The organism is Mucilaginibacter sp. PAMB04274 (assembly GCF_039634385.2).
Classification (GTDB): Bacteria; Bacteroidota; Bacteroidia; order Sphingobacteriales; family Sphingobacteriaceae; genus Mucilaginibacter.
The window spans coordinates 696,352-720,084 of the sequence record NZ_CP155081.2 but is presented as its reverse complement, the minus strand read 5'-3'; the positions used below and the strand labels follow the sequence as shown (position 1 = coordinate 720,084).

Annotated in this window: 27 protein-coding genes and 1 pseudogene; 5 read left to right on the top strand and 23 right to left on the bottom strand. The window is 43.2% G+C overall.

What is annotated here, in order from left to right; genetic code table 11:
- Positions 1-3: 3 nt before the first annotated feature.
- From ABDD95_RS03030 to ABDD95_RS02975, 12 genes and pseudogenes are all read right to left on the bottom strand, one after another.
- Positions 4-783, bottom strand: coding sequence for a hypothetical protein (locus ABDD95_RS03030; protein WP_345950423.1), 780 nt, complete (start codon positions 781-783; stop codon positions 4-6).
- Positions 784-790: 7 nt separating this feature from the next.
- On the bottom strand, positions 791-1,615 hold the full coding sequence (locus ABDD95_RS03025) for an ATP-binding cassette domain-containing protein (RefSeq protein WP_345950422.1): 825 nt from the start codon (positions 1,613-1,615) through the stop codon (positions 791-793).
- A 145-nt stretch (positions 1,616-1,760) separates the two neighbouring features.
- Complete coding sequence (locus ABDD95_RS03020; protein WP_345950421.1) at positions 1,761-2,585, bottom strand: ion transporter; 825 nt, start codon at positions 2,583-2,585, stop codon at positions 1,761-1,763.
- 137 nt (positions 2,586-2,722) lie between these two features.
- Positions 2,723-3,172, bottom strand: a complete 450-nt coding sequence (locus tag ABDD95_RS03015) for a tail fiber domain-containing protein (RefSeq protein ID WP_345950420.1) — start codon at positions 3,170-3,172, stop codon at positions 2,723-2,725.
- 92 nt (positions 3,173-3,264) lie between these two features.
- Positions 3,265-3,609, bottom strand: coding sequence for a hypothetical protein (locus ABDD95_RS03010; protein WP_345950419.1), 345 nt, complete (start codon positions 3,607-3,609; stop codon positions 3,265-3,267).
- Between the two features lie 98 nt (positions 3,610-3,707).
- Positions 3,708-4,745, bottom strand: a complete 1,038-nt coding sequence (locus ABDD95_RS03005) for a DUF2157 domain-containing protein (RefSeq protein WP_345950418.1) — start codon at positions 4,743-4,745, stop codon at positions 3,708-3,710.
- Between the two features lie 175 nt (positions 4,746-4,920).
- A complete protein-coding gene (locus tag ABDD95_RS03000) occupies positions 4,921-5,853 on the bottom strand; it encodes a bifunctional riboflavin kinase/FAD synthetase (RefSeq protein WP_345950417.1) in 933 nt (310 codons plus the stop codon).
- The gene (locus tag ABDD95_RS02995) at positions 5,850-6,356 is read right to left on the bottom strand and encodes a DUF559 domain-containing protein (protein WP_345952087.1); all 507 of its coding nucleotides are present in this window, start codon (positions 6,354-6,356) and stop codon (positions 5,850-5,852) included. The genes ABDD95_RS03000 and ABDD95_RS02995 overlap by 4 nt, the downstream gene beginning before the upstream one ends.
- A pseudogene (gene truB / locus ABDD95_RS02990) lies at positions 6,333-7,025 on the bottom strand (tRNA pseudouridine(55) synthase TruB); the annotation flags it as partial. The gene ABDD95_RS02995 and the pseudogene truB, both read right to left, overlap by 24 nt.
- A 162-nt stretch (positions 7,026-7,187) precedes the next feature.
- On the bottom strand, positions 7,188-7,982 hold the full coding sequence (locus ABDD95_RS02985) for an undecaprenyl-diphosphate phosphatase (protein ID WP_345950416.1): 795 nt from the start codon (positions 7,980-7,982) through the stop codon (positions 7,188-7,190).
- On the bottom strand, positions 7,979-8,260 hold the full coding sequence (locus tag ABDD95_RS02980; protein WP_345950415.1) for a DUF3098 domain-containing protein: 282 nt from the start codon (positions 8,258-8,260) through the stop codon (positions 7,979-7,981). The genes ABDD95_RS02985 and ABDD95_RS02980 overlap by 4 nt, the downstream gene beginning before the upstream one ends.
- 4 nt (positions 8,261-8,264) lie before the next feature.
- Positions 8,265-9,143, bottom strand: a complete 879-nt coding sequence (locus ABDD95_RS02975) for a permease-like cell division protein FtsX (RefSeq protein WP_345950414.1) — start codon at positions 9,141-9,143, stop codon at positions 8,265-8,267.
- 187 nt (positions 9,144-9,330) lie between these two features.
- Between ABDD95_RS02975 and ABDD95_RS02970 the strand changes: the two genes are divergently transcribed.
- Positions 9,331-9,576: a hypothetical protein gene (locus ABDD95_RS02970; RefSeq protein ID WP_345950413.1), complete on the top strand. Its 246-nt coding sequence runs from the start codon at positions 9,331-9,333 to the stop codon at positions 9,574-9,576.
- Between the two features lie 117 nt (positions 9,577-9,693).
- Here the strand turns inward: ABDD95_RS02970 and ABDD95_RS02965 are convergent, their stop codons facing one another.
- Together ABDD95_RS02965 and truA are read right to left on the bottom strand one after the other, a co-directional pair.
- A complete protein-coding gene (locus tag ABDD95_RS02965; RefSeq protein ID WP_345950412.1) occupies positions 9,694-11,499 on the bottom strand; it encodes an ABC transporter ATP-binding protein in 1,806 nt (601 codons plus the stop codon).
- A 186-nt stretch (positions 11,500-11,685) separates the two neighbouring features.
- A complete protein-coding gene (gene truA / locus ABDD95_RS02960) occupies positions 11,686-12,432 on the bottom strand; it encodes a tRNA pseudouridine(38-40) synthase TruA (protein WP_345950411.1) in 747 nt (248 codons plus the stop codon).
- 52 nt (positions 12,433-12,484) lie between these two features.
- Here truA and ABDD95_RS02955 point away from each other — a divergent pair, with 52 nt between their 5' ends.
- Positions 12,485-12,952 (top strand): DUF4293 domain-containing protein, encoded by a 468-nt coding sequence (locus ABDD95_RS02955; protein ID WP_345950410.1) that lies wholly within the window; start codon positions 12,485-12,487, stop codon positions 12,950-12,952.
- Between the two features lie 162 nt (positions 12,953-13,114).
- Positions 13,115-14,923 (top strand): DEAD/DEAH box helicase, encoded by a 1,809-nt coding sequence (locus ABDD95_RS02950; protein ID WP_345950409.1) that lies wholly within the window; start codon positions 13,115-13,117, stop codon positions 14,921-14,923.
- A 92-nt stretch (positions 14,924-15,015) separates the two neighbouring features.
- Here ABDD95_RS02950 and ABDD95_RS02945 read toward each other — a convergent pair whose 3' ends face one another.
- From ABDD95_RS02945 to ABDD95_RS02930, 4 genes are all read right to left on the bottom strand, one after another.
- Entirely contained in the window at positions 15,016-15,624 is a 609-nt protein-coding gene (locus ABDD95_RS02945) for a hypothetical protein (protein WP_345950408.1), read from the bottom strand.
- 70 nt (positions 15,625-15,694) lie between these two features.
- Positions 15,695-16,015: a hypothetical protein gene (locus ABDD95_RS02940; protein ID WP_345950407.1), complete on the bottom strand. Its 321-nt coding sequence runs from the start codon at positions 16,013-16,015 to the stop codon at positions 15,695-15,697.
- A 59-nt stretch (positions 16,016-16,074) separates the two neighbouring features.
- Positions 16,075-16,431 (bottom strand): hypothetical protein, encoded by a 357-nt coding sequence (locus ABDD95_RS02935; RefSeq protein ID WP_345950406.1) that lies wholly within the window; start codon positions 16,429-16,431, stop codon positions 16,075-16,077.
- Positions 16,432-16,457: 26 nt separating this feature from the next.
- Positions 16,458-17,465, bottom strand: a complete 1,008-nt coding sequence (locus ABDD95_RS02930; protein WP_345950405.1) for an NAD(P)H-dependent glycerol-3-phosphate dehydrogenase — start codon at positions 17,463-17,465, stop codon at positions 16,458-16,460.
- Between the two features lie 211 nt (positions 17,466-17,676).
- On the opposite strand from ABDD95_RS02930, the gene ABDD95_RS02925 reads away from it, so the two are divergent.
- A complete protein-coding gene (locus ABDD95_RS02925) occupies positions 17,677-18,294 on the top strand; it encodes a polysaccharide deacetylase family protein (protein WP_345950404.1) in 618 nt (205 codons plus the stop codon).
- A gap of 165 nt (positions 18,295-18,459) precedes the next feature.
- Here the strand turns inward: ABDD95_RS02925 and ABDD95_RS02920 are convergent, their stop codons facing one another.
- Positions 18,460-18,897, bottom strand: a complete 438-nt coding sequence (locus tag ABDD95_RS02920; protein ID WP_345950403.1) for a hypothetical protein — start codon at positions 18,895-18,897, stop codon at positions 18,460-18,462.
- Between the two features lie 127 nt (positions 18,898-19,024).
- Positions 19,025-19,840, bottom strand: coding sequence for a hypothetical protein (locus tag ABDD95_RS02915; RefSeq protein ID WP_345950402.1), 816 nt, complete (start codon positions 19,838-19,840; stop codon positions 19,025-19,027).
- Between the two features lie 140 nt (positions 19,841-19,980).
- On the opposite strand from ABDD95_RS02915, the gene map reads away from it, so the two are divergent.
- Positions 19,981-20,748 carry a type I methionyl aminopeptidase gene (map, locus tag ABDD95_RS02910; RefSeq protein ID WP_345950401.1) on the top strand — a complete coding sequence of 256 codons (768 nt, stop codon included), beginning with the start codon at positions 19,981-19,983 and terminating at the stop codon, positions 20,746-20,748.
- Positions 20,749-20,811: 63 nt separating this feature from the next.
- Here map and ABDD95_RS02905 read toward each other — a convergent pair whose 3' ends face one another.
- The 3 genes from ABDD95_RS02905 to ABDD95_RS02895 form a co-directional block, all read right to left on the bottom strand.
- Complete coding sequence (locus tag ABDD95_RS02905) at positions 20,812-22,143, bottom strand: Gfo/Idh/MocA family oxidoreductase (protein WP_345950400.1); 1,332 nt, start codon at positions 22,141-22,143, stop codon at positions 20,812-20,814.
- A 133-nt stretch (positions 22,144-22,276) separates the two neighbouring features.
- The gene (locus tag ABDD95_RS02900; RefSeq protein WP_345950399.1) at positions 22,277-23,164 is read right to left on the bottom strand and encodes a glutamate--tRNA ligase family protein; all 888 of its coding nucleotides are present in this window, start codon (positions 23,162-23,164) and stop codon (positions 22,277-22,279) included.
- 35 nt (positions 23,165-23,199) lie between these two features.
- Positions 23,200-23,721, bottom strand: a complete 522-nt coding sequence (locus tag ABDD95_RS02895) for a DinB family protein (protein WP_345950398.1) — start codon at positions 23,719-23,721, stop codon at positions 23,200-23,202.
- Positions 23,722-23,733: the final 12 nt, after the last annotated feature.

The following is a 23,733-nucleotide window of genomic DNA, read 5'->3' as shown; positions in this document are numbered from 1 at the left end:
TAATTAAACCTCCTTTTCTCTAAGCTTAAAGTAAGCGCATCCCCACACTAAAACTGAAATGAGCATGGTAATAATAAAGTGAACCACAGGCGCATCAAAGCCAGGTTCAATACTGCGATAGTGCCCGCCGTCGTCAAACCGCAAGTTTTCAAAAAGCACACCTTTGAAAATATCCCTGCCTATTATAGCTTGCAAAACAGGCTGGTTAATAAGCGTTAATACCAGCACAAAAATGAAGAACAAAAAAGCTGTTTTAATAAAATGCAGTTTCTCAAACCAAATTGCGCCGCAAAGTGTAAGTGCGTTAAATAATGCGTAGATGGTAAATACATAGTAAAACTTGCTGTTATCATCAAGGAGATTAACCAACTGCAATTTACCGGATGGAGCCGTATTACTGATACTAAGTACAATACCATCAACAGCATAAAATAGACCAATGTACACCAATTGATAGATGATGAAAGAGTACACCCAACCAATTAAATATTTTTCGAGATGTGAAGCCGGCAGTGTTAGTACGGGTACTGCCTTCTTTTTATCACCTAGCTCGGCAAAGATTAAGCTGGTGAATATACTGCCGGCAAACAATAAAAAAATGACAAAGATTACTCCTTGTGAGCCCGGTTGAAGATCTCCATGGTTTATGTATGAAATAAAACCCAGGCTTATAAATAACAAGCCGGCCAGCACAGCCGATGATAAAAGATAGGTTTTGCCATGCTCAAGCGTGTGCTTTTTAAACAGCATGGTAAAACGCTTAAAACTAAATGTATTGCTCATGATAAGGTTATTTTAAAATTTCGGTTAGTTGTTTATTATTGCTAATAATGGCATTAAATAGTATTTCCATATCTACCTTGCCGTAATCGCCGTCCGTGTTCGGCGTAATGGCATTTAAACCCAGCATACCCTCTTCGGCATAAATAAAATCAGTACGGGTGGTTGGTATGTTGCCAAAAGTTAGCTTCTCGGCAATTTCATCAAGCGATTTGTTAACCACAATTTGGCGGTTATGCACTACCACTATGGTGTCAATTAAGTTATCTAAATCGCGTACCTGGTGGGTTGATATAATTACACACTGCTCATCACTTAAAGCCGAGGCAATAATTTTTCGGAACTGGCTTTTTGAAGGAATATCGAGTCCGTTAGTTGGCTCATCCATAATAAGCAGTGCCGTGTTGGTTGCTAAACCAAAGGCAATCATTACCTTTTTTTGCTGACCGAATGAAAGCTTGGTTAAAAGCTTATCGGGCAGTACATCAAACTCCGATAAAAAGTTGGCAAACTGCTGCGGGTTAAAATTTGGATAAAAGTGCCCGGTGCTTTCGGCAAACTGCGTAGCGGTTACTGCCGGCATGTAAATTTCTTCGGGTACAAAAAATACCTCCTGCAGAAAATCTGGCTGGCGTTTGGCGGCGTTGTACCCTTTTACGGTACACTTACCGCTCCAAGGAAAAACCAACCCTGCCATGTTTTTAAGCAGGGTTGATTTGCCTGCACCATTTTTGCCTAATAACCCATATATATGGCCGGGCTTTAAGGTTAGGTTTAGGTTATCGAAAAGCTTTTGCTTGCCATAACCAAATGTTAATTGTGATAATTCAACCATAATAGTGTATTAGTTACATAGTACACTACAAATGTAGATAAGTAATTTACATTAACAAATAATTTTAAAAATATTTTTATTCTCAATTAAGAGGTGTAGTAGAATGGCTTATAAGAACCATAATGGACACAGAATTTAAAGGGCCTCAGGCGTATAGGTTAGAACCGCAATACTTACAGTAATTGGCATCGCCATCATGCCCTTCACGGCCGCAATTGGGGCATGACTCGGGCAATTCCTTCTTCTGCCGGGCTGCCATAGCCAGGTCATGCGTTAATATACCAGTGGGTACTGCTATAATGGCATAACCTATAAGCATTACTACTGAGGCCACAAACTTACCAACAGGCGTAACGGGCGATATGTCTCCATACCCAACCGTGGTAATAGTAACAATGGCCCAGTAAACACTCTCGGGGATGTTTGAAAAACCGTTCTCGCGTCGTTCCACCAGGTACATGATTGATCCTAATATAACGGCCAGCGTAAGCACGGTAAGCAGGAAGATACTGATTTTACGCAAGCTGCTTTTCAACGCCACGGTTAAAAAGTTAATTTCTGTAAGAAAGCGGCTTAATTTAAATATCCGGAAAACACGCAGCAACCGAAGCGCCCTGAATACCAGCAGTGATTGCGCGCCAACGAAAAATATGCTTAAATAAGAGGGAATTAATGCGAGCAAATCAATTATACCCAGCGGACTAACAACATAGCTGAGCGGCCGTTTAATGCTTACTAACCTTAAAACATACTCTATAGTGAACAGTATGGAGTAAGCCCATTCGAGATAATAGAACAATTCGCCATACTTTTGGTGAACGTTTTGTACGCTATCCAGCATTACCACAATGATGCTGGTGAAAATAGCTATCAGCAAGGCTACGTCGAATGCCTTACCTGCCCGCGTGTTCGACTCATAAATAACCTCATGCAGTTTAAAGCGCCAGTCTTGAGGTTCGCGTAATGCCATTTTTTTAAAATAGAAGCCGTTGTGAAAAATGATTGTAACAGGTAACTAACACCACATACGCAGCTTTGTGTTAGCACAGCCATTTTAACAAAAAAGCCCCGCAGTTAGCGGGGCTCATATATAAATGGGAACTTACATTACCTCACAGCGGCAGATGTAGTTCGGTTTTGTTTAAGCGATTGCACTTCAGCTTTCAGCGCGTCTATTTGCTGTTGCTGTTCTTTAATAGCGCCCAGTAACACCGGGATGAGGCTTTGCACATCAACCTTGCTTATATCGGCCGAGCGGTACTGATTTTTACCTGCCGGGTATAAAATACTTTCGGTTTTAACCAAACCAGGTAACGCCGATTGTACACTGGCTGCATTAAAGCCATATTGTGTTCCGGTAGGTAACTTGGTATTTTTAATTGCCTGCTGATTGTACTGGTAAGTAATAGGCTCAATCAAATTTACAGAGGCTAATGCACCGGTTATAGGTGTAGTGTTTTCTTTAAGCTGACTTTCGCTAACTTTTGTTTGGGCGTATCCTACAGTGGTGAAAGAGGCTAACGCTAATAATGCTATAACAAATTTTGAAGTTTTCATGATTTTAATAATTATATAACACAACATGCCCTCCTTGTTCAAAGGACGAACATTATTACTTTATTTTAGATGATTACAGATGCTAATGAAACTTAGCAGTTTGGCGGGGGCGTAAGTACGTCGGGACAAAAGCTATACCACAGCTTTGCTAAATAGCCAATGGGCTGACTTACCGGCAAGGAAAATACAGGTTCGTTAAAATTGTAAATAACGGTGTGGTGCAGCCAGGGCTTAATCGTTTCAACCCTAAAATTTTCAGATTCCTTAACCGGATCCTCAGCGCTTTTATCGTCTGCCTGCTTGGTAGTATTAACAGATTTGCCAAAAACAGACAGCACACGGATTCCGTTGCTCTCGAGTATACCAATAAGCAAGCAAAATATTATTCCGTATGTAAAAGCTTTGGCTCTCACGTCAATTCGTTTTATGTACTGCAAATTTACAATACTCTTTGGTTTAACTGTTTAAAAGTGCATTTGTTTTTTACACGGAAATGTAAGCTTTGCAGCATTAAATCCTAATGAGCTTCTAATAATTATTGGGTATCCAGGTTCCAAATTTTCTCTGCTTTACGTCCAATAAACCAAAATGATACGGCCAGTATGGCAAAGAATAAGGTATACGGTATGTGGTTCCACAAGTACTCAAAATACTTGGTATATATAAAGATGAGTACAAAGGTAATTCCAAACTCGCGGGCAATGCCGTCCTTGGTTTTCAGTCCGTACAAGGTAAAAGCCCCTGCTACAGCTAACGATATGATACCCCAATAGTATAAGCTCAGTTGTTTTACCTGCAGCCACTCCTCCAGCTGGCCGTAATTACCAAAAATACTAAGCAGCCAAAGCGATAAAAACAGGTACAGCAAACCAACTACATACGTAAGCTCCCAAAAAGGTTGTATCCATTTACGGCCTTTAAGCATATAGCAGCCCACCAGTAACACCAGGCCAAACAGCACAAAACGCAGAGGATAGTTCATGCCCAAAAAGTAATAGCTCCATTTGGTCTGGTAACCGGTTTCCGTGCCAAACCAGCTCCCCAGTGATACCAGCGCAAACAGCCATATTAAGCGAGAATTGAGCTTGATTCCTAAAAAGCCATACACAAACACCGAAAGTAAAAAGAGCAGGGAGTAATGCCCTGAGCCGTTATCGAAAGTTTTGCCTAGGTAAGCAATACAACATGCCGTAAACAGTATACCGGTAAATATAGTAGCCTCATTACTAAAAACTCGCTCGGGGGTAAGTTTTTGACGCCGCCTGCCCAGGTAAAAAGCGCCTGCAGCAATTATACCGGCACCTATACTAATAATAATATCGGGCGTATAATACAAGCTTTTAAGCCAGTTAATAACCTTATCGCTGATGATGAGCGAGCCGATGGCGATGGCGCCGCAAACCAAAGCTACCCAAAAAGAGTACTTAGCCAGGCGCATCCAATCAAATCCCTTAACCTCAGCCGAATTACGCAGAACCTGTGCCTGGTCTTCCGAAATAAGCTGTTCTTTTTCCCAGTGTGCAATCACCCGGTTTAAAAATTCGCTTTCCTGTTTATCGAGGTTAAGTTTCATGGAGTTAGTTCAGGAGTTGGTAGCCGAAGGTAAGGTGTTTAAACCCCAGTCAACTGCAACTAAAATTCGAATTTAATAACTTTGAACAATTTGCAGCAATGTAATAAAAATTAATAGGGTGATGGTTGATTGTTCATCGTTGATAGTATATCTACTCTGGTCGGGCTACAATAAACTACTCATTCTCCAGCAACTTCAGTACATCAATCTTATCCTGTGCCAACTGCTCCTTCAATCCTTCCAGCGAAGTAAACTTTACATCGTGCCTTACAAAATGTAAAAAGTTCATTCGTAAGGTTTGGTTGTAAATATCACGGTTAAAATCAAAAATATTAACCTCGATATTACGGGTCATGCCGTTGATGGTTGGCCTGTGACCAATGTAGGCCATGCCTTTAAATACTTCATCCCCCAATTGCACAGTAACCGCAAATATGCCATCGGCCGGTATGAGCTTGTAGCTTTCTTCTATCAGTAAGTTAGCCGTAGGATATCCCAGCTGCCTCCCAATTTGGTTGCCGCGTATTACACCGCCGGTTAAAAAGAAAGGATACCCTAAAAAAGCATTAGCCTGTGCAATATCGGCCTTAAGTAAGGCCTGCCGTATACGGGTGGAGCTTATGGCAACGTGGTCAATATCCTGCTCGGGTATCTCAATCACCTCGAAGCCGTAAACCGGCGCAGCATTTTGCAAATCGGCCAGTCCGCCCTGGCGATCTTTGCCAAAACGATGATCGTAACCAATAATGATTTTGCGTGTACCGATCTTATTAACTAATATATCGCGTATATAAGCCTCAGCAGTTTGGTTAGAAAAATCACGGGAGAAAGGCGTTATAATCAAATGATCTACGCCTAACTGCTCCAACAACGTAGCGCGTTCCTGTATGGTGGTAATCAGCTTTAGGTCCTGCTGCTCAGGGTGGATGATCATACGCGGATGCGGAAAGAAAGTGAGGATGACTGTTTCGCCGCCGGTTTGCCGTGCCAGTTCTTTAAGTCCGGCTATAATTTGCCGGTGCCCCTGGTGTACACCATCAAACGTACCAATGGTTACCACTGCATTGATCAGTGGTTTAAACTCATCTATATGGTGGTAGATCTTCATAAAGATGCCCCTCCCCGACCCTCCCCACTAGGGAGGGTGTTTTGATGATCAGGCATGCTACCTATTTTAGTTTTAATCGTTTCAAAGACTTGCTGTGGAAATTTCAACACCTCATCATTAGTAAAGCGCACAGCTTCGAATCCCCAATGATTTAACATGCCAGTTCTTATAGCATCAGCTTCTTTAGTTAGCTCGTGATACTCGCCGTCTACCTCAATAACTAAACCCTTTTGCAGGCATACGAAATCAGCAATATAATTATCTATTGCATGTTGCCTCCAAATTTTATAACCTGTACTATCTTGTCTTAATAACTGCCATAAAACATTTTCTGCCTCAGCAGAGAAATGGCGATTTACTCTACTATTATCTTTCAGAGGTTCATAACGGATGGAATCGGCATTCTCCCTAAAACTGGAAACATTTGTATTCTTTTCTAGAAGTTCCTCTTTCTGGGGAGGGTTTGGGAGGGGCTGATTTCTGATCACATTCACCAACTCCATTACCTCCCAGGCATCTTCAACCTTATAGTTACCGCTCCGGGTGCGCCTGAGCCTGGATAGATAGGCGCCGCTGTTCACTGCTTTGCCAAAATCGTTTACTAAGGAGCGTATATAAGTGCCCTTACTGCACACTACCCTAAAATCAATTTCAGGGAGTTCAATACGCGTAAGTTCAAATTCGGTTATGGTTAAGGTACGTGCTTTTAGTTCCACATCTTCGCCACGGCGGGCTTTTTCGTACAAGCGTTCGCCGTTTACTTTAATGGCCGAGTGCGCCGGCGGGTACTGCTGTATCTCGCCAATAAACTGGCTGCAGGCATCTCTTAAAGATTGCTCATTCAGATGAGCAGTTTCAAATTGCTGGTCTGCCTCAGTTTCCATATCATAAGACGGCGTGGTGGCACCGAGCGTCATCGTGCCGGTGTATTCCTTTTCCTCCGCCTGGAAGGTATCAATTTGCTTGGTCATTTTACCGGTGCAAACAATAAGCAAACCGGTAGCCAGCGGGTCTAATGTACCAGCATGACCAACTTTGAGCTTTAAGGGCTTAAACGCGTTGCGAACTTTGCCTACGATATCAAAGCTGGTCCAGCGATAGGGTTTGTTGATGAGCAGCAGCTCACCTTCGGCAAAGTTAAAGTCTTTATGTTTGGGATGTGATTCGCTCAAAATTCAATAGTAAAGTGCAAAAGTAACTATTAGAAACAAGAAACAAGAGCCAGTAACGAGCACCTTGTTGCGCAATAGTTTATAGAGGATATTACAAAAGCAAAAAGCCCGCGTAAAGCGGGCCTTATATATTCTTAGCTCTCGTTCTGTTAAGTTTATTAGTTATATAACTTCCAGGTTATGCCCGGTCATGTACAAGCCGATGATGACAGCGCCTACAATAATGCGGTACCAGCCAAAAAGAACGAAGCCCTTACGTTCTAAAAAGGTAATAAAAGTACGGATAGCCAACAGCGCGACTATAAAAGCAATTACATTACCAATGGCCAACAACTTAACTTCTTCGCCCGTAAAAACGTGACCTTCTTTGTAAAAGTCGTACAGTTTTTTGGCAGTAGCTGCAAACATGGTGGGTACAGCCAAAAAGAAGGAGAACTCAGCGGCTGCGGTACGGCTCAGCTTTTGCGACATACCCCCAACAATGGTGGATGCCGAACGTGAGGTACCCGGTATCATAGCTATACACTGAAAGAAACCAATTTTTAGTGCAGTAAGATAACTGATATCTTCTTCCTTCTCGATAGTAGGGTTGTTAAACCATTTATCCACAAAAAGCAAAATGATGCCACCTATAAATAAGGTTATGCCTACGGTAAGGGCGCTTTCCATCAGCTCGTCAATCTTATGGCTAAATAATACACCAAACACTGCGGCTGGTATAAAGGCCACCAGCAGTTTAATATAAAAATCGAACGACCGGAAAAAGCGCTTAAAGTATAGCACCACTACCGATAAGATTGCGCCTAACTGTATGGCTACAGTGAATAGCTTTACAAAATCGTTATTGGCAATACCCATGGCCGATGAGGCAATGATCATGTGCCCGGTCGACGACACCGGCAAAAACTCTGTTAGGCCCTCAATAATGGCCAGGATGATAGCATGTATTAAATTCATGCCTCAGCACCTGATTTTTTAAAGATAGCATAAAAGCCTAAGCCAAAACCGGCTAGTACCACCAGTGGTGCTATTACAATTTTAGTAGTGCTGTAAATATCGGTAGTGCCCGACATGATTACGAAGCCGAAAGCGACAACCAGAACGCTGGCCAGCAGCAACTGGTAATTAGCCTTTCCGAATACAAAATGCACCGGCGCGGTAGCCGTTGTTTTAGTTTCACCCAAAATGGATGGGCGGGTAGTGGTAGCCGTTGGCTTCACATATTTTTGTGCCATAATATTATCTGTATAGTTGATAAATTTTTAAACGTAAAAAGCGGTTAACGGCCAAAAAGGTGCTAAAACCTGCTATAAATATCCCCAGCAATACAATGCCTAAAAATACCAAGGCAAACTCGTAAGGGTTTTGCAAAATTACAAGGTCGGGTATTTGGCGGTAGGCCAGGTATAAGCTGCCTACCAATAGTATAGTTGCAATAAGCGCCCCTAACAAACCATGCCATATACCGTAAAGTAAAAATGGTTTGCGTATAAAGGCTTTGGTTGCCCCCACCAGCTGCATTGATTTAATCAAGAACCTTTGCGAGTAGATTGCCAAACGAATGGTATTATTAATTAAAGCAACAGATACCACCAGGAATATACCTGTAAAACCTAATATGATCAGCGTAATATTGGTCATGTTACGGTTCATCTGGTCAACCAGCGAAGTTTGGTATTTAACTTCCTTTACCAGCGGGTTTTGACGCAGTTGGTTGGCAAACCTAACCAAATCTGCATTGTTGGTATACTCCGCTTTCATGTATACATCAATAGACTGCGAGAGCGGGTTTACGCCTAAAAACTTCACAAAATCGCTGCCCAGGTCTTTTTGCAGATTACGTGCAGCCAGTTCCTTGCTCACATACTGGGTACGTTTTACATACTTATTGGCATCCAGCTGCCGTTGAAATTGCAGTACATCCGTTTCGCGAGCGCCTTCATCCACAAAAACGTTAACTACCATGTTTTCTTTAATGTAGCGCGAAACACCGTTAATGTGCACAATAATCAACCCCAGCATACCCACCATCAGTAATACCATAGCAATACCCAAAACCGTTGAGATGTAAATGGCTTTGGTTTTTTTGGCGGCCGTGCTTGCTTCAAATTCTTCCATATAGTACCAGTTGGAATGCGAAATTAAAAAACGCGTGGTTAAAGGTAAAACTTTATTGGTTATTAATACCATTTAGGTAAGCAGGGCGCTATGGTTTTAACAAAATTTAACGCATAATGCCTGTTACGCCGCACTGCTACATCTAAACAAAGCCGCATTGCGGCTGTTATTCAAAAAACAATAGTATATGACAACCCCAGCTAACTCTCATAACAAACCCTCTCCTTCAGACACGCCTACCGACAGGCCGGACGACAATGGCAACAAAACCGTAAGACGTGAAGAGGATGAAGAATACCATGCTGATAATGCAGATTTTGGCAACGTAGCCAAACAGCACGAGCAGGACGAAGAACCGGTAAATCCGATTAAAACGCCACCCGACGAATTTCAGGATCCGGAGAAGGATAATCCACCGATTCCGAAAAGCTAGTTTCGGAACCAAGAGTATAGAGTTAGCAATACAGGCAGAAGCCACATTGTTCAACGTTTAGTATGCAAATAGCAGTTCCAAATTGAAATCTTGACTCTATACTCTTTACTCTTAAAACTACCTCTCTATTCCTGCTGAGTTAAATTGCAGGTCGTAGAGTTTGCGGTAGTAGCCATCTTCTATACGCAAGAGTTCCTGGTGGGTGCCTACTTCTTTAATTTCGCCGTGGTCCAGCACTATAATTTTATCGGCTTTTTGAATGGTGGATAGCCGGTGGGCAATCACAATAGCTGTACGGCCTTGCATCAGCTTATCAATAGCGTTTTGAATGAGTATCTCCGTTTCGGTATCTACCGATGAGGTAGCCTCATCGAGCACCAGGATAGCGGGGTTATAAACCAGCGCCCGTACAAATGAAATAAGCTGCGCCTGCCCTGCCGAAAGCGTAGCGCCGCGTTCCATCACATTATAATCATACCCGCCGGGTAAACGTTCTATAAACTCATGTGCGCCTACATCGGTAGCCGCAGCGATGATCTGCTCACGGGTTATGGCCGGATTGTTAAGGCTGATGTTATTGGCAATAGTATCCGAAAACAAGAACACATCCTGTATAACGGTAGCAATCTGTGAGCGCAAAAAACCCAGCTCGAAATTTTCAATATCTACGCCATCAACCTGTACGCTGCCCTGCCCTATCTCGTAAAAACGGTTCAGGATGTTAATGGTTGACGATTTGCCTGCGCCTGTAGCCCCTACCAATGCCAGGGTTTCGCCGGGTTGGATGCTAAAGTTAATATTTTTGAGTACCCAGTTATCATCAATATAAGCAAACCAAACATTTTTAAATTCAATTTGCCCCTTTAAGGTGCCGGTTGTAATGGTGCCGGTGTTGGGTGCCGTCTCATCAGTATCCAGCACTTTAAAAATACGGTCGGCGCCAACCATACCCATTTGCAGGGTATTAAATTTATCGGCCAGCTGGCGTACGGGCCTAAACAGTAAGTTTAAAAAAGTCATGAACGCCAAAATTTTGCCCGGCGTTATGCCATGCTCATCGGCCGTTAAAGATGCCATTTGCTGATCGCTCAGGATACGTTTACAGCCATACCAAACCAGCAGGCCAATGGAGCAGGCCACAAAAACCTCCACCACCGGAAAAAAGATAGAGTAATACCAGTTGGAGCGAATATTAGCATCGCGGTACTTTTCATTTACGCCTCTGAATTTGCGCATTTCCTGCGCCTCGCGAGCAAAGTACTGGATAATGCTAACCCCCGATATATGTTCCTGTAAAAAGGTATTCAGTTGTGCCACATGGGTACGCACATCCTGAAACGACGATTTAATGGCCTCCTTAAACACATACGTCGCCCCCAGCAAAAAAGGCAGCGGTATAAGAGTGATCAGCGTTAGTTTCCAGTCCTTTACCAGCATGCAAATAATGATAGCAAACAACAGCAGTATATCGCCTATAATGGAAATCAGCCCTTCTGAAAAAATATCGGCTATGGTTTCCAGATCAGACACGGTACGGGTAATGAGCATGCCTATAGGCGTACGGTCAAAATACCGCAAACGCAAGCTCATGATATGGTTAAACACATGAATACGCAAATCGCGGATCACAGACTGGCCCAGTGCATTGGTAGAGTAGGTTTGATAATACTGGGCAACGGTTTGGACACCCAGTTGCAGGATCATTAAAATAACAATAAACACCAGCCCGTTGTAATTACCCGAGAGGATGTATTTATCCATCGCTGTTTCCATGAGGATGGGCTGCGCCAAAGTGATGATGGCTAAAAATATAGTAAGAGCAGCCGCAATGATAAACGTACGCTTGTATGGCTTTACATACTGCATTATGCGTTTAAGCAGCTCCCAATCAAATGCTTTACCGGTTACTTGAGCTTGAGACATGTATCATTTAATGAATGAGTGAAGGAGTGAATGAATGATTTGTTTTGTAAACACCACTCCTCCTGTCATTTTGAACGTTAGCGAGAAATCTCTTCTAGGCGATAGTTTGTATTGCCCGGAAACTCAATACCGTTCGAGATGACAAAGTTAATCATATATCATTCCGAAATCCTTAAATCAGCTGTTTTAAAGATACGGGTACTTTACTTCGGTTAAGTATAAACCACAGGCAGGCACAGATGTTCCGGCGTTGCTGCGGTTTTTACTTTCTATAATCTCGCGGATACCTTCGGGCTCAATTTCATGACGGCCAACCATCATGCAGGTGCCTACAATGGCCCGTACCATGTTGCGCAAAAAGCGGTCGGCCGAGATATGGAACACTAGTCCATCGTTCTTGCGTATCCACTCGGCCCGCATTAGCTGGCAGTTATTGGTAAATACCTGTGTATTTGATTTGCTGAAGCAACTAAAATCGGTGTACGCCATCATTACTTGTGCAGCTTGGTTCATGGCGTCCACATCTAACTCACCTTTAACCAGCCATGAGTAATTTTGCTTAAACGGATCCTTATGAAAGTGCAGGTGATACTCGTAAGAGCGCATAGTAGCATCAAACCGTGCGTGTGCCTCATCGTGTACCGGTAAAATGCGCTTTACGGCAATATCATACGGCAGTAACGCGTTCAAGCTCGCTTCAAATTTTACATTTGCAATACCAGGCGCTGCGTCCAAGTGCGCAAATAACTGCCTGGCATGTACGCCCGTATCAGTACGGCCTGCGCCTGTGGTTTCAACCGGGTGGCGCAACAGGGTAGTTAGCGCATCATTTAATTTTTGTTGTACCGTTACGGCATTGGGTTGCAGTTGCCAGCCGTGGTAAGCGGTACCCTGGTAAGCCAGTTCTAAAAAATAACGTTGTAGTTGAGCCACGGCGACAAATTTAGGCAAACAATTTTATCTTTGCCCTGCTAATACGCTTACCATGATACAACGTGTACAAAGTATATACCTGTTTTTAGCCAGCCTGGCTATGTTTGCTCTTTACCTGGTTACCATTGCTAATAATGTGTATTTAAACAATGTACCTACCAGTGTTAAAGTAACCGGCCTGTTTCAGGATGTGAACGGGGCACAAACACATACCCAAAACTTTGTGGCGCTTACGGCCGTTACCGCTGTTGTAGCTTTGCTGCCATTGGTGATTATATTTTTATTCCGTAACCGCAAACAGCAGGTTACACTTAGCTACAGCACTATACTGGTAATTATTGGCCACAGCTTTTGGCTGGCCCAAACGGTAAAAGCAGCTACAGGCGGTGCTATATTAGGCACCAACAACTTTGGCGTAGGTTTATTCCTGCCGCCTATTGCCATCCTGTTAATTCTTGCAGCCATTAAAGCTATTAAGCGCGATGATGCGCTTGTGCGGTCGGCAGACAGGTTAAGGTAAATATCGGCGTCATAGATTGGCAATAGTTAAGTATTTGTCAATCAAAAACTTATTACGGCGAGTCACTACAGTCTCATTTTAGAATAATGGTTTGAAATGGTGCATATCTTTCGTACCTTTGCACCCGATTTGACGATGTTGTCAAATTCGTTATTTTAATTCATGAACAACCCATTTATTGAACTGGGAATCCGTCATGATATTGTTAATGCCATCACTGAGTTAGGATTTGAAAATCCTACACCAATCCAGGAACAGTCAATTCCGGTATTGTTAACAGGCAGCAACGATTTTGTCGGATTAGCCCAAACCGGGACCGGAAAAACTGCTGCTTTTGGCTTACCATTATTGGAACTGCTGGATTTTGAAGAAAATTATCCACAGGCACTAATTCTGTGCCCTACACGTGAACTTTGTTTACAAATCACCAATGATTTGAAAAACTACTCCAAAAACATGAACAACGTAAATGTTGTGGCTGTTTATGGAGGTGCCAGTATTTCAGATCAGTTACGCCAAATTAAACGCGGCGTACAGATTGTTGTTGCTACACCGGGCCGTATGCTCGATATTATCAACCGCAAGGCTATTGATTTTTCGCAGGTACAATTTGTAGTACTGGATGAAGCTGATGAAATGCTCAACATGGGCTTTCAGGAAGACATTGACAGTATCTTATCCACCACGCCCGAGGATAAAAAAACATGGCTATTTTCAGCCACCATGCCAAGCGAGGTACGCCGCATTTCTAAAAAGTACATGACCGACCCTTTTGAGTTGACCATGGGCGAAAAGAATACCGGCAATGCCAATATTGAACACGAGTACTACATTGTACGTGCCCGTGATAAATATGCTGCATTTAAACGTATTGTTGACTTTAACCCCGAGATTTTTGGTATCGTATTTTGCCGTACCAAAATAGAGACTCAGGAAATTGCCGAGGCCCTGGTAAAAGACGGTTACAATGCCGACTCTTTACACGGAGACCTTTCGCAGCAACAACGCGATAAGGTAATGAAACGCTACCGTGAGCGTAACCTGCAGTTGCTTATCGCTACTGACGTTGCCGCCCGTGGTATTGACGTTAACGACGTTACACACGTTATTAACTACTCGTTACCTGATGAGATTGAGAACTACACCCACCGTAGCGGCCGTACAGCCCGTGCTGGTAAAACTGGTGTATCTATCGCTATCATCAACGCCAAAGAAGTTGGTAAAATACGCCAGATTGAGCGTGTTATTGGTAAAAAGTTCATCAAAGCTGAGATACCTACCGGTTTTGACGTTTGCGAAAAACAACTGTTTGGCCTGATACACAAGGTGCATAACGTTGAAGTAAACGAGCAGCAGATTGAGCAGTACCTGCCACGCATTATGGCCGAGTTTGCCGATTTAAGCAAAGAAGATATCATTAAGCGTTTTGCCTCTATTGAGTTTAACAGCTTTTTGGAATACTATAAAAACGCTCCGGATCTTAACGTTGCCGAAGATACCCGCATGGGTCGCGATTCGGGTGATAAATTTGCCCGCACAGGTGGTTCACGCGGAGACTTTACCCGCTTGTTTATTAACCTGGGTTCGGTTGATGGCTTTACCCGTGGCGATTTGTTAGGGTATTTTTGTAACCAAACCGGTATTGTTGGCCGCACCATTGGCAAAATTGATGTAAAGGGTGTTTACTCTTTCCTGGAAGTTGCCAATGAGGATAAAGACAAAGCATTTGAAAGCTTCAAATCTGCCGAATTTAAAGGCCGCGAGGTTAGGATAGAAGTATCTGCCGATGGCGACCGTGGCGAAAGCCGTGGCGGATTTGGCGGCGGCTACAAAAAACGCGAGGGTGGTGGTAACCGTCGTGATGGAGGTAGCAGCAGCAACCGCGGAGGCGAAAGAAGCAGCGGCGGTGGTTTCCGCGACTTTTCAGGCAAGCGCCGTGAAGACCGTGGCGAACGTCGTAAAAGATACTAGTGATTTAGTTTAAGCTTCAAAGCTTATTGAAGCAGTTAGTTTTAGTTTAGTTTTTAAGGCCTCCCGTTTGGGAGGCCTTATTTATTTATAGCTTAGTTGGTAAAATGATAATTGACGCCCAAGATCATCCCCTGATTAACGTTAAAACCAAATGTATTATAAGAAGCTGTAGTGCCCAAGGCCGTATCTTTGTTAGTTTGATGCAGGTATCTCAAACCGCCGTAGCCAAAGGTAATTGCAATATGCTTGGTTGGAAAAAGAGCCATATTGGGAGTGATATTCATATTGTAACTCTTAACACTTGCCCCCGCATCCCCTACTGAAAATAAATAACTCCCCGATAACTCTGGAAATAAGGCTAACTGGGGTATAATCATCCAGTAATGCCTTACCGACAAGCCAATACCTAAGAGTTTGGACTTGTGCCCTGATTTACTTGAATAATCTTCGTACTTGTAAAATGATGAATCTCTTGCGTAGGAATACTGTGGAGTAAGGCCGATACTCCAGTTATTCCCCAAAAACACGCCAACGGTAGGAAGCAGATCCATGTTAATGTGTTTGCTGTTGTTGGTTAGGTCTTTTGATGTTTGTGAATTATAGGAAATTCCACCGCCTACAAAAACGGTTCCCTTGTCGGTTTGTGCCTTAACGGCAATGGTTGAGATAATAAGAATTAAGGTTGAAATAAATTTGTTCATGTATTTTATGTTTCATCAAGAACGATAAAAGCATAAGAGATATATGACAAACCAAAAACTTAATAATTCCTTAACGCATAAAGGCCACACTCACTGAATCGGGATACAAAAGTTTGAGATTGTGGTCGTCGAGCTGCTGTATCACAAAGCGGGTATAAGGCTGGTTGCCTTCAAAAGAGGTGAAAATGGTGTCGCCTTTTAAGAAATAGTCTTCGGCAATGGGTGCATCTTCGGTCAGGATAAACTGCTTGCCTGTAATTTCAAGCTTTGTACTTCCATCGGATGTATGCCACTTACCTTTTAAATTACTTTTGGGAGAGTCGGAACAAGCGGCGAATAACAGTATAAATGCACATACAACGTGCACTGCAACTAACAAAGAATTTTTCATGGCAAACGGTAGAAATAAGAACACGAGCGCCTGCTTTACAAGCGCCCGTGGTAAAGGTATTACATAGGTTTAACAACCAAATCAGCTTCTCTCACATAAATGTGACGGCCTTTTTTGTTAACGTAATAATAAGCCGAGTTTTTATCGATATAGATGGTTTGTCCGCCCGGACCAACCTTGCTATCATACTTTTTATCAACAACGGCCGATTTACCTTTTGAGGCTACCTCGGCGGTTTTATTTCCGGCTTTTTTTGCACCTTTGCCTACAGCTTTTGCGCCGTCTTCGGCAGTATTACCTACCGCTTTAGCACCTTTTTTAATGGCTGTTCCGGTTTTTTTAACAACTTGAGCTTGAGTATCGGCAGCTACAAATAATCCCGCTGCCAGTAAAGCAACTTTAATTACGTTTTTCATGGTTTCAATTGAATTAATTTGTATAACTAACTCAATTGTTCTGCCAAACGTCTCATTTCCAGTACGGGGGCTTGTTTTTTATATAAAATACGGTAAACAGCCTCGCAAATAGGCATTCTTACGGTGTATTGTTTATTTATTTGGTGTAGGCAATTTACTGCATAATAGCCCTCAGCAACCATATTCATCTCCAACTGTGCAGAGGTTACCGTATAGCCTTTGCCTATCATGTTGCCAAAAGTACGGTTACGGCTAAATTGCGAATAGGCAGTTACCAGCAAATCGCCCAGGTAAGCCGATTCTTTAATATCCCGATCAATAGGATGTACGGCATCTACAAAATCTTTCATCTCGCGGATAGCGTTGGAAATCAGCACGGCCTGAAAGTTATCGCCATACCCTACTCCGTGGCAAATACCGCTGGCAACGGCATAAATATTTTTTAATACGGCCGCGTACTCGGTACCGTATATATCGTCGGATACGATGGTTTTGAGGTAACGGGTGTTTAACAAACCAGCCAGTTGCGTGGCCAATTCTGCATCGGCCGAGGCGATGGTTAAATAAGACAATTTCTCCAGCGCCACCTCCTCAGCATGGCAAGGCCCGCTGATTACCACCAGATCATTAAAAGGGATGTTATAAAACTTGTGTAAAAACTCGCCGATGATTAAATTCTCATCGGGCACAATACCCTTAATAGCCGATATGATTTTTTTGCCGGCCAGGTCGGCAGGTGTAATTTCGGCCAAGGCTGTTTTTAGGAAGGCGGCCGGTACGTTTAATAATACAAAATCGGCTTTAGCTACCAGGCTCTTCAGATCGGCCGAAATATTATCGGCAGGAACTTTAATTTCCACCGAGCTTAGGTAATTAGGATTACGCCTTAACTTTTGCACATCCTCCACAGCCTGCGGGTTACGCATCCACCAAAATATTTCCTTTTGCGTAGTATTGTCGGTAAGCATTTTTATGTTGGCGGTGGCCCAACTGCCCCCTCCTACTACCAAAATTTTATATGGTTCGCCTTGCATGGTTTAATTATAGGCCGTAAAATAGTTAAACGGATGGCAAAGATATAAGTTTTGGTGTGCAAATGTGCGTAAACGCCTGTGTGACGGTAAAAGACGCATGCAATGATGTAAAGTTTATGTTACGGTGGCATACCCAATAAAATTGGGCCGTTTAATTAGTCCTGTAACTGACTAATTAAACTACTTAAGCATAAAATAACTTACTTTGTGCATGTACCTGGTTAAAACGCCCTGGCTGCTCAAAAAGCTTTATCCAAAACTGGTTTGGAACCAAAACCGTACTGAGCCGGTATTGTACTTAACCTTTGATGATGGCCCCATACCCATTGTAACGCCATTTGTGCTTAGAACGCTAAAACACTACCATGCTAAAGCTACCTTTTTTTGCATTGGCGATAATGTACAGAAACACCCGGATATTTTTAAGCAATTACAAGCCGATGGACATGCCATTGGCAACCATACTTTTAATCACCTGAAAGGATGGAAGACCGAAGATGCCGTTTACACGCAGAATTTCCTACAGGCCGACGAGTTGTTGCATTCCTCCTTATTTCGCCCGCCCTATGGTCGCATTAAGCGCTCGCAAATAAAGCAACTCAAAGCCTTACGACCTGATTTACAAATTATAATGTGGGATGTACTGAGCGGCGATTTTGATATGACCTTAAAACCACACGACTGCCTGAAGGGGGTGCTAAAACACACCGGCAACGGTGCTATCATTGTATTTCATGATAGTTTAAAAGCCTTTAACCGGCTGGAATATGTGCTGCCAAGAGCGTTAGCAGAGTGGAGTAAGGCAGGTTACAGGTTTGAGACGTTGTGAGGCTATAAGCCTTACAATGGGCAACGTACAATTGATGCGCGGTACCAACACAAACTATTGCAGGCACTATTATAAAAGAGCCCATACATTCAATTACGCTATGTTAAGCACTCGTTGCACACAAGCGCTTAACATAGCGTAATTATAACGCCCTTAATCCCACGCTTAAAACGATTTTGTGGTCATGACCACTTGCGAACCTGGCGATTGCGCGGTGGCATCATCTTCGGCGGTAATAAACACCCGTTTTGGCTTTAATGGCGAAACCGCTCTTAATGTTGCTTTTAACGAATTGGTAAAAAAGCCGCTTATGCTTTTTAACTGCCCTATGTTTTTAGTCCCTTCACTCTCGGTCTCTAACCAGGTTACATAAGTTTTTTTAGGTGGCGTAAGTCTCGACGGATCAGCAAGACGTATAACTTCTATATCGATGGTATAATTTTTATTTTCGTCCCGGTCTATATCTATCTTACCCTCGGCAGCAGGCACAACCGTTGAGTTGATAAAAGCCACCTTTTTAGAGCATGCCGAAAAAGAAAAAGTCGCCAGGATTAAGAGCGAGTAAACAATTACATTTTTAAGTTGAGTAACAACAATCTTCATAAGAATAACTTTATTTATAACTGCTTATACAGCAGATTGAAGGACGCTTTGTTTCAACTTAAAAGAAAATTATTTAACCAATTTTATACACAATGCTACATTTTATTTCACAATCAATTAAAAAAGATTAATAATTGAAGGCAACCTCCAAACCATCCTTCAGATATTGAATTTTTTGTAGTTGCTTACTTACAATGGTGTAATTAAATTCTTTTACCACCGTTTCTTGCACCGCGTTATCCACTAAAAGCTTTCGGGTAATCTTTCCTGGCAACTGGTTTAAACGGCTTAGTACGGGGTAATTGTAATAGGCATAATCAACCATCAATAAATCCCAGCTACTAAGCAAGGCCCAGGGGTTAAATTGCACATCCGTGCTGTAATCGCTAAACGTATAAACCAGTTGTTGCTGGGGCTGACCCGGGTAAGTCACAGTAGCTTTCTGCAACTGATTCTGGGCGTCATAATCATAATTGGTCTGGGCTTTTATTACGCTTTTAAACTCATCATATGCCATATATTTCATGGCTTTAACGGTACCTGTGGTGTTGTACTCAAACTCCAACCGGGTGCCGTGGTAATCGCTGCTCATTACAAATTCTTTTATTGTAATGATTTGCCCCGCAGTGTTATAAGCTATTTCATCCTTTTTGATATCATCTTTTACTACACCAACAAGTTTACCATTCTGATAGGTAAAGTTGCGGGTATGGCCCCATGAAGCGGCCAGGCCGCCAATCGTTTTTTTCAGCGTTCCATCAACGTTATAGGTAAATTCTTCGGTTGCGGTATTGCTCCAGGTAGTTGATTTAAGGACCGGACCTACCGGCTGAACATTAACAATAGGAATAGTATTAGTTTGTGGCTGCTGCGTACTTTTTTGACAACTGCTTTGTAAAATGAGAAGCGACAATAAGGCCGCGATGGATCGTGTGAGTTTCATAAATTTGTGATAAGTATACCTCATGACGCAGACAACGGTTCATTTGTAACAGCAAACTATATTATTTCACAATTCATACCGAGGTATGACGCAACTTGGCAATACACTTTTTACTTTTGTTAATTCTTATATATTTTGATATGTCTATAACATCAGATGCAGAATTTACTGGTATGCAAAAAATTAGCGAGTGCGTAGCCCAGGTATTAAAAGCTATGCGCGAGTATTGCAAGCCAGGCATTAACACTCTGGAGCTTGACGAGTTCGGTGGCAGACTATTAAGCCAAATGGGCGCAAAATCTGCTCCGAAACTAACTTATGGCTTTCCGGGTCATACCTGTATCAGTGTAAACGAGGTTGTTGCTCACGGCCTGCCCTCAGCCAATGTGGTTTTGCAAGAAGGAGATTTGATTAATATTGATGTATCGGCCGAGCTGGACGGTTACTGGGCCGATAACGGCGGATCTTTTGTGTTGGGAGAAGACAAGCATAATCATGCTGCGTTGGTTAAGGCTTCAAAAGAAATACTGGAAAGCGCTTTAAACCAGATACGCGGCGGGGTAAAGATAGCCGACATTGGACGGCTTATAGAAACCCAGGCAGCCAAAAGAGGCTACAAGGTTATCAAAAACCTGGCTGGCCATGGTGTAGGCAGAAGCTTACATGAGGAGCCGCACGATATATTGAACTGTTATGATCGCTACAACACTACCCGCTTTAAAAAGAACAGCATTGTAGCCATTGAAACCTTTATAGCCACTCAATCGACCTATGCGCAAACTGCAGAGGGCGATAAATGGACCTTAAAAGGCAACAAAGGCGGCTTTGTGGCACAGCATGAGCATACCATTATGGTTACCGGCGGCCTACCTGTCATTTTAACGCAGGCAAACGAAATTTTAGATTAAGATTTTAAAACCGAAGGCTACTAAAAATCAGGAGCCTTCGGTTTTCTTTTTACTGGCAGAACATCATACACTCCCCCTTGTAGGATGCGGCTTAATGGAAACTAAATCCTGAACCTTTACCGGCTTGCCACTATCTATACTATTACGGGCAGCAATGCCAACCATAATAGACATGGCCCCATCACGGCTGCCTGCCCCCTGCTTGTAAGGATCGGCACCCGGGTTAAAAATCTGTTTACGCAAACGCATATCGCCTCCGCCATGCCCGACTTCGGTATTATCTATGCGGATGTATTCTGTTTTACCAAAGTTTTTGGTGAGCTGTATTTCATCATACTTTTCCATTGGCCAGGGCTGCTTTTCGTGTATCCAGGCATCCAGCTTACCTTTGGTACCGCTAAAGGAAATACGATAACCCTCGTAAGGCGAGTATGCCGTTAAAGAGTAACTAACCTGTACTTTATTGGCATACTTAATCTGTACAGCCATCTTATCAAAAATATCTATATCCTCCTTCCAAACGCAGCCATCGCGGTGGTAGCCGTCGTATTTCTCATTATCGGCATACAGCTTCATCAGCCGCTCGTCTTTGGTCATGTCAAAATAAAACTGACACTTGTCTTTATAAGGGCAAGGTCTGCAATGGGTATACCTGAATGGATTGTTTTTACCATAAAAGTCTAAGGAACCATAGGCAAATACTTCTTCCGGATCAGAGTTAAGCCACCAGTTCAGTAAATCAAAATGGTGGGTTGCTTTATGCACCAGCAGCGATCCGCTGTTTTCGCGCTTGCGGTGCCAGCGGCGAAAGTAATCGGCGCCGTGCGAGGTGTCCAGGTACCAGTGAAAATCAACCGAGGTTACTTTTCCTATTTCACCGCTATTTAGCAATTCCCAAATTTTTTGCCGGTGGGGTGAGTAACGGTAGTTAAAGGTAACGTATACTTTTTTGCCGGTACGCTTTTCGGCATCCAATATGGTTTGGCATTTATCTTCGTCGGTGGTCATAGGTTTTTCGGTTACGATATTGCAACCGGCTTCCAGACCTTTAACAATCATTTCGTGGTGGGTGCTGTCCATAGTGGTCACAATGAGCACCTCTGGCTTAGTTTCCTTCAGCATCTTATCCAAATCAGTATAAGTGGGGCAGGTTACTTTTAACATCTTTTTGGCAGTTTCTACCCGGCCGGGGTTCTTATCGCACAGGCCTACAAACTCCATACGGCTACCGTGCTCGCTTAGCACTTCGGTGCCCCACATGCCCGTACCCCGGTGACCGGTACCCACCATAGCCACCCGTTGCTTAGCCAGCGTGGCCGATGCCAATAAAGTTTCAGATAGCAAAGTACCGGCCGCAACGGCGCCCGTTTGCTGTATAAATTTTCTGCGAAGCATATAATTGGTTTACTTGGTTAGTAGAAACTAAGCTAAATTTTTACCGGTTAAGTTGCTACTTTACCAGAAATAAAATTTGCGCAATCGTTTGCGTAAAGAGTAACGCGACTGAGGGTATGCTATGCTAACTTGCTTAAAAGCTGCGGTGCCCAAAGTAAGCTTCAGCCAATTGCTGCCAGTCGGCAATCGTTTCCCCAACACCTAACTGCCGGGCTATTTGCTGGTACACATCTGCCGACTTATAACCCTGCTCCCGCAAATAACGAATTGAAGTAGCGCCAGCCGATTTGGATAACTTTGCATGACCATCCCCCAATAGCAGATCATGGTGATGAAACTTTATTTGCTGAAAGCTATCCTCCTTTAATATCCCCGACAGATAAAATTGAGCCAGTGTTGATGCCCACAAATCAGCTCCCCGCATAATATGCGTAATACCAAAATGCAAATCATCAACCAGTGAACTTAATTGGTAAGCCGGATAGCCATCCCTTTTACGTACCACAAAGTGTTGAATTGCCGCAGGCAACGAGGCTGATTGAATGCCCACCGGCCAGTTATTTACCAGCACTGGCTCGCCTGTAGCAGTGAGTAAACGCCAGCTGGCTGCATCGGTTGTAAGCGGCAACACTTTCATACAACAGGTACCAGGATAACTTTCATCGGCACTTAAACTGCGTATTTGTGAGCGGGAACAGGTACAGGCAAATACTTGTCTGCTTTGCTGCAATTGGATTAGGGCCTGCTGGTACAAATCCATCCGGTGCAGTTGCGACCACTCGCTTTCAAAATCCTGCATATTGCGCGGACCCTCATGCCAGGGAATCTCCAGAAAGTTAAGCGTATCAAACACATCCTGCACGTACGCCGGGTTGGCGCGCTGCCTATCCAGGTCATCAATACGCAGCAGTATACTGGCGTTTACACGCTGGGCGAGCGCAGCCGTTAATGCAAACGACAACACGTTGCCCAAGTGCAGGAAACCACTTGGAGTGGGTGCTATGCGTATTTTATTCACCATGTAATTAACGGGTAAAAGTAGATCCCAGCATCTGCTTATCTCTTCAAACCAAAATCAAATCTTTCATCAACAACCCGCTTAAGCATACCCAGCTGACCACAATGCCACATGGTATGCTTTATGTTCCAGTCTAAGGCTTCAAATTTATTATGAGCGATGGGGTGTGGCGTGGGCGACGGCTCCAATGCATTATCCAGTCCCGATTCAGGCAATGCGCTAAGTGTTTGAATCGATTTTTGCTGCATAAAAAGCAACTGCTCATATAACTCCTCCGGATTTACATTTTCAGCTGCCTCTTCTGGAGATTTATCCATAAAACGGTCTGCATAATCTTTTAACGGGATCTTTTGCAATACATCCATTTGATGACCAATAACCACCATGATAGAATGAAAATAAATGCCAACCAATATATGCCCTGCCTGCCAGCAAATGTTAGAATCCATAACCTTGGGCGTATCCTTCCATTTATGATAAGGGACAGAGTTTAATAGCTTATTCGTCCAGTTGTAAGCATCGTTGGTTTGCTTAACAAGCATTTCAATTTGATTCATCATTGTGAGTTGAAT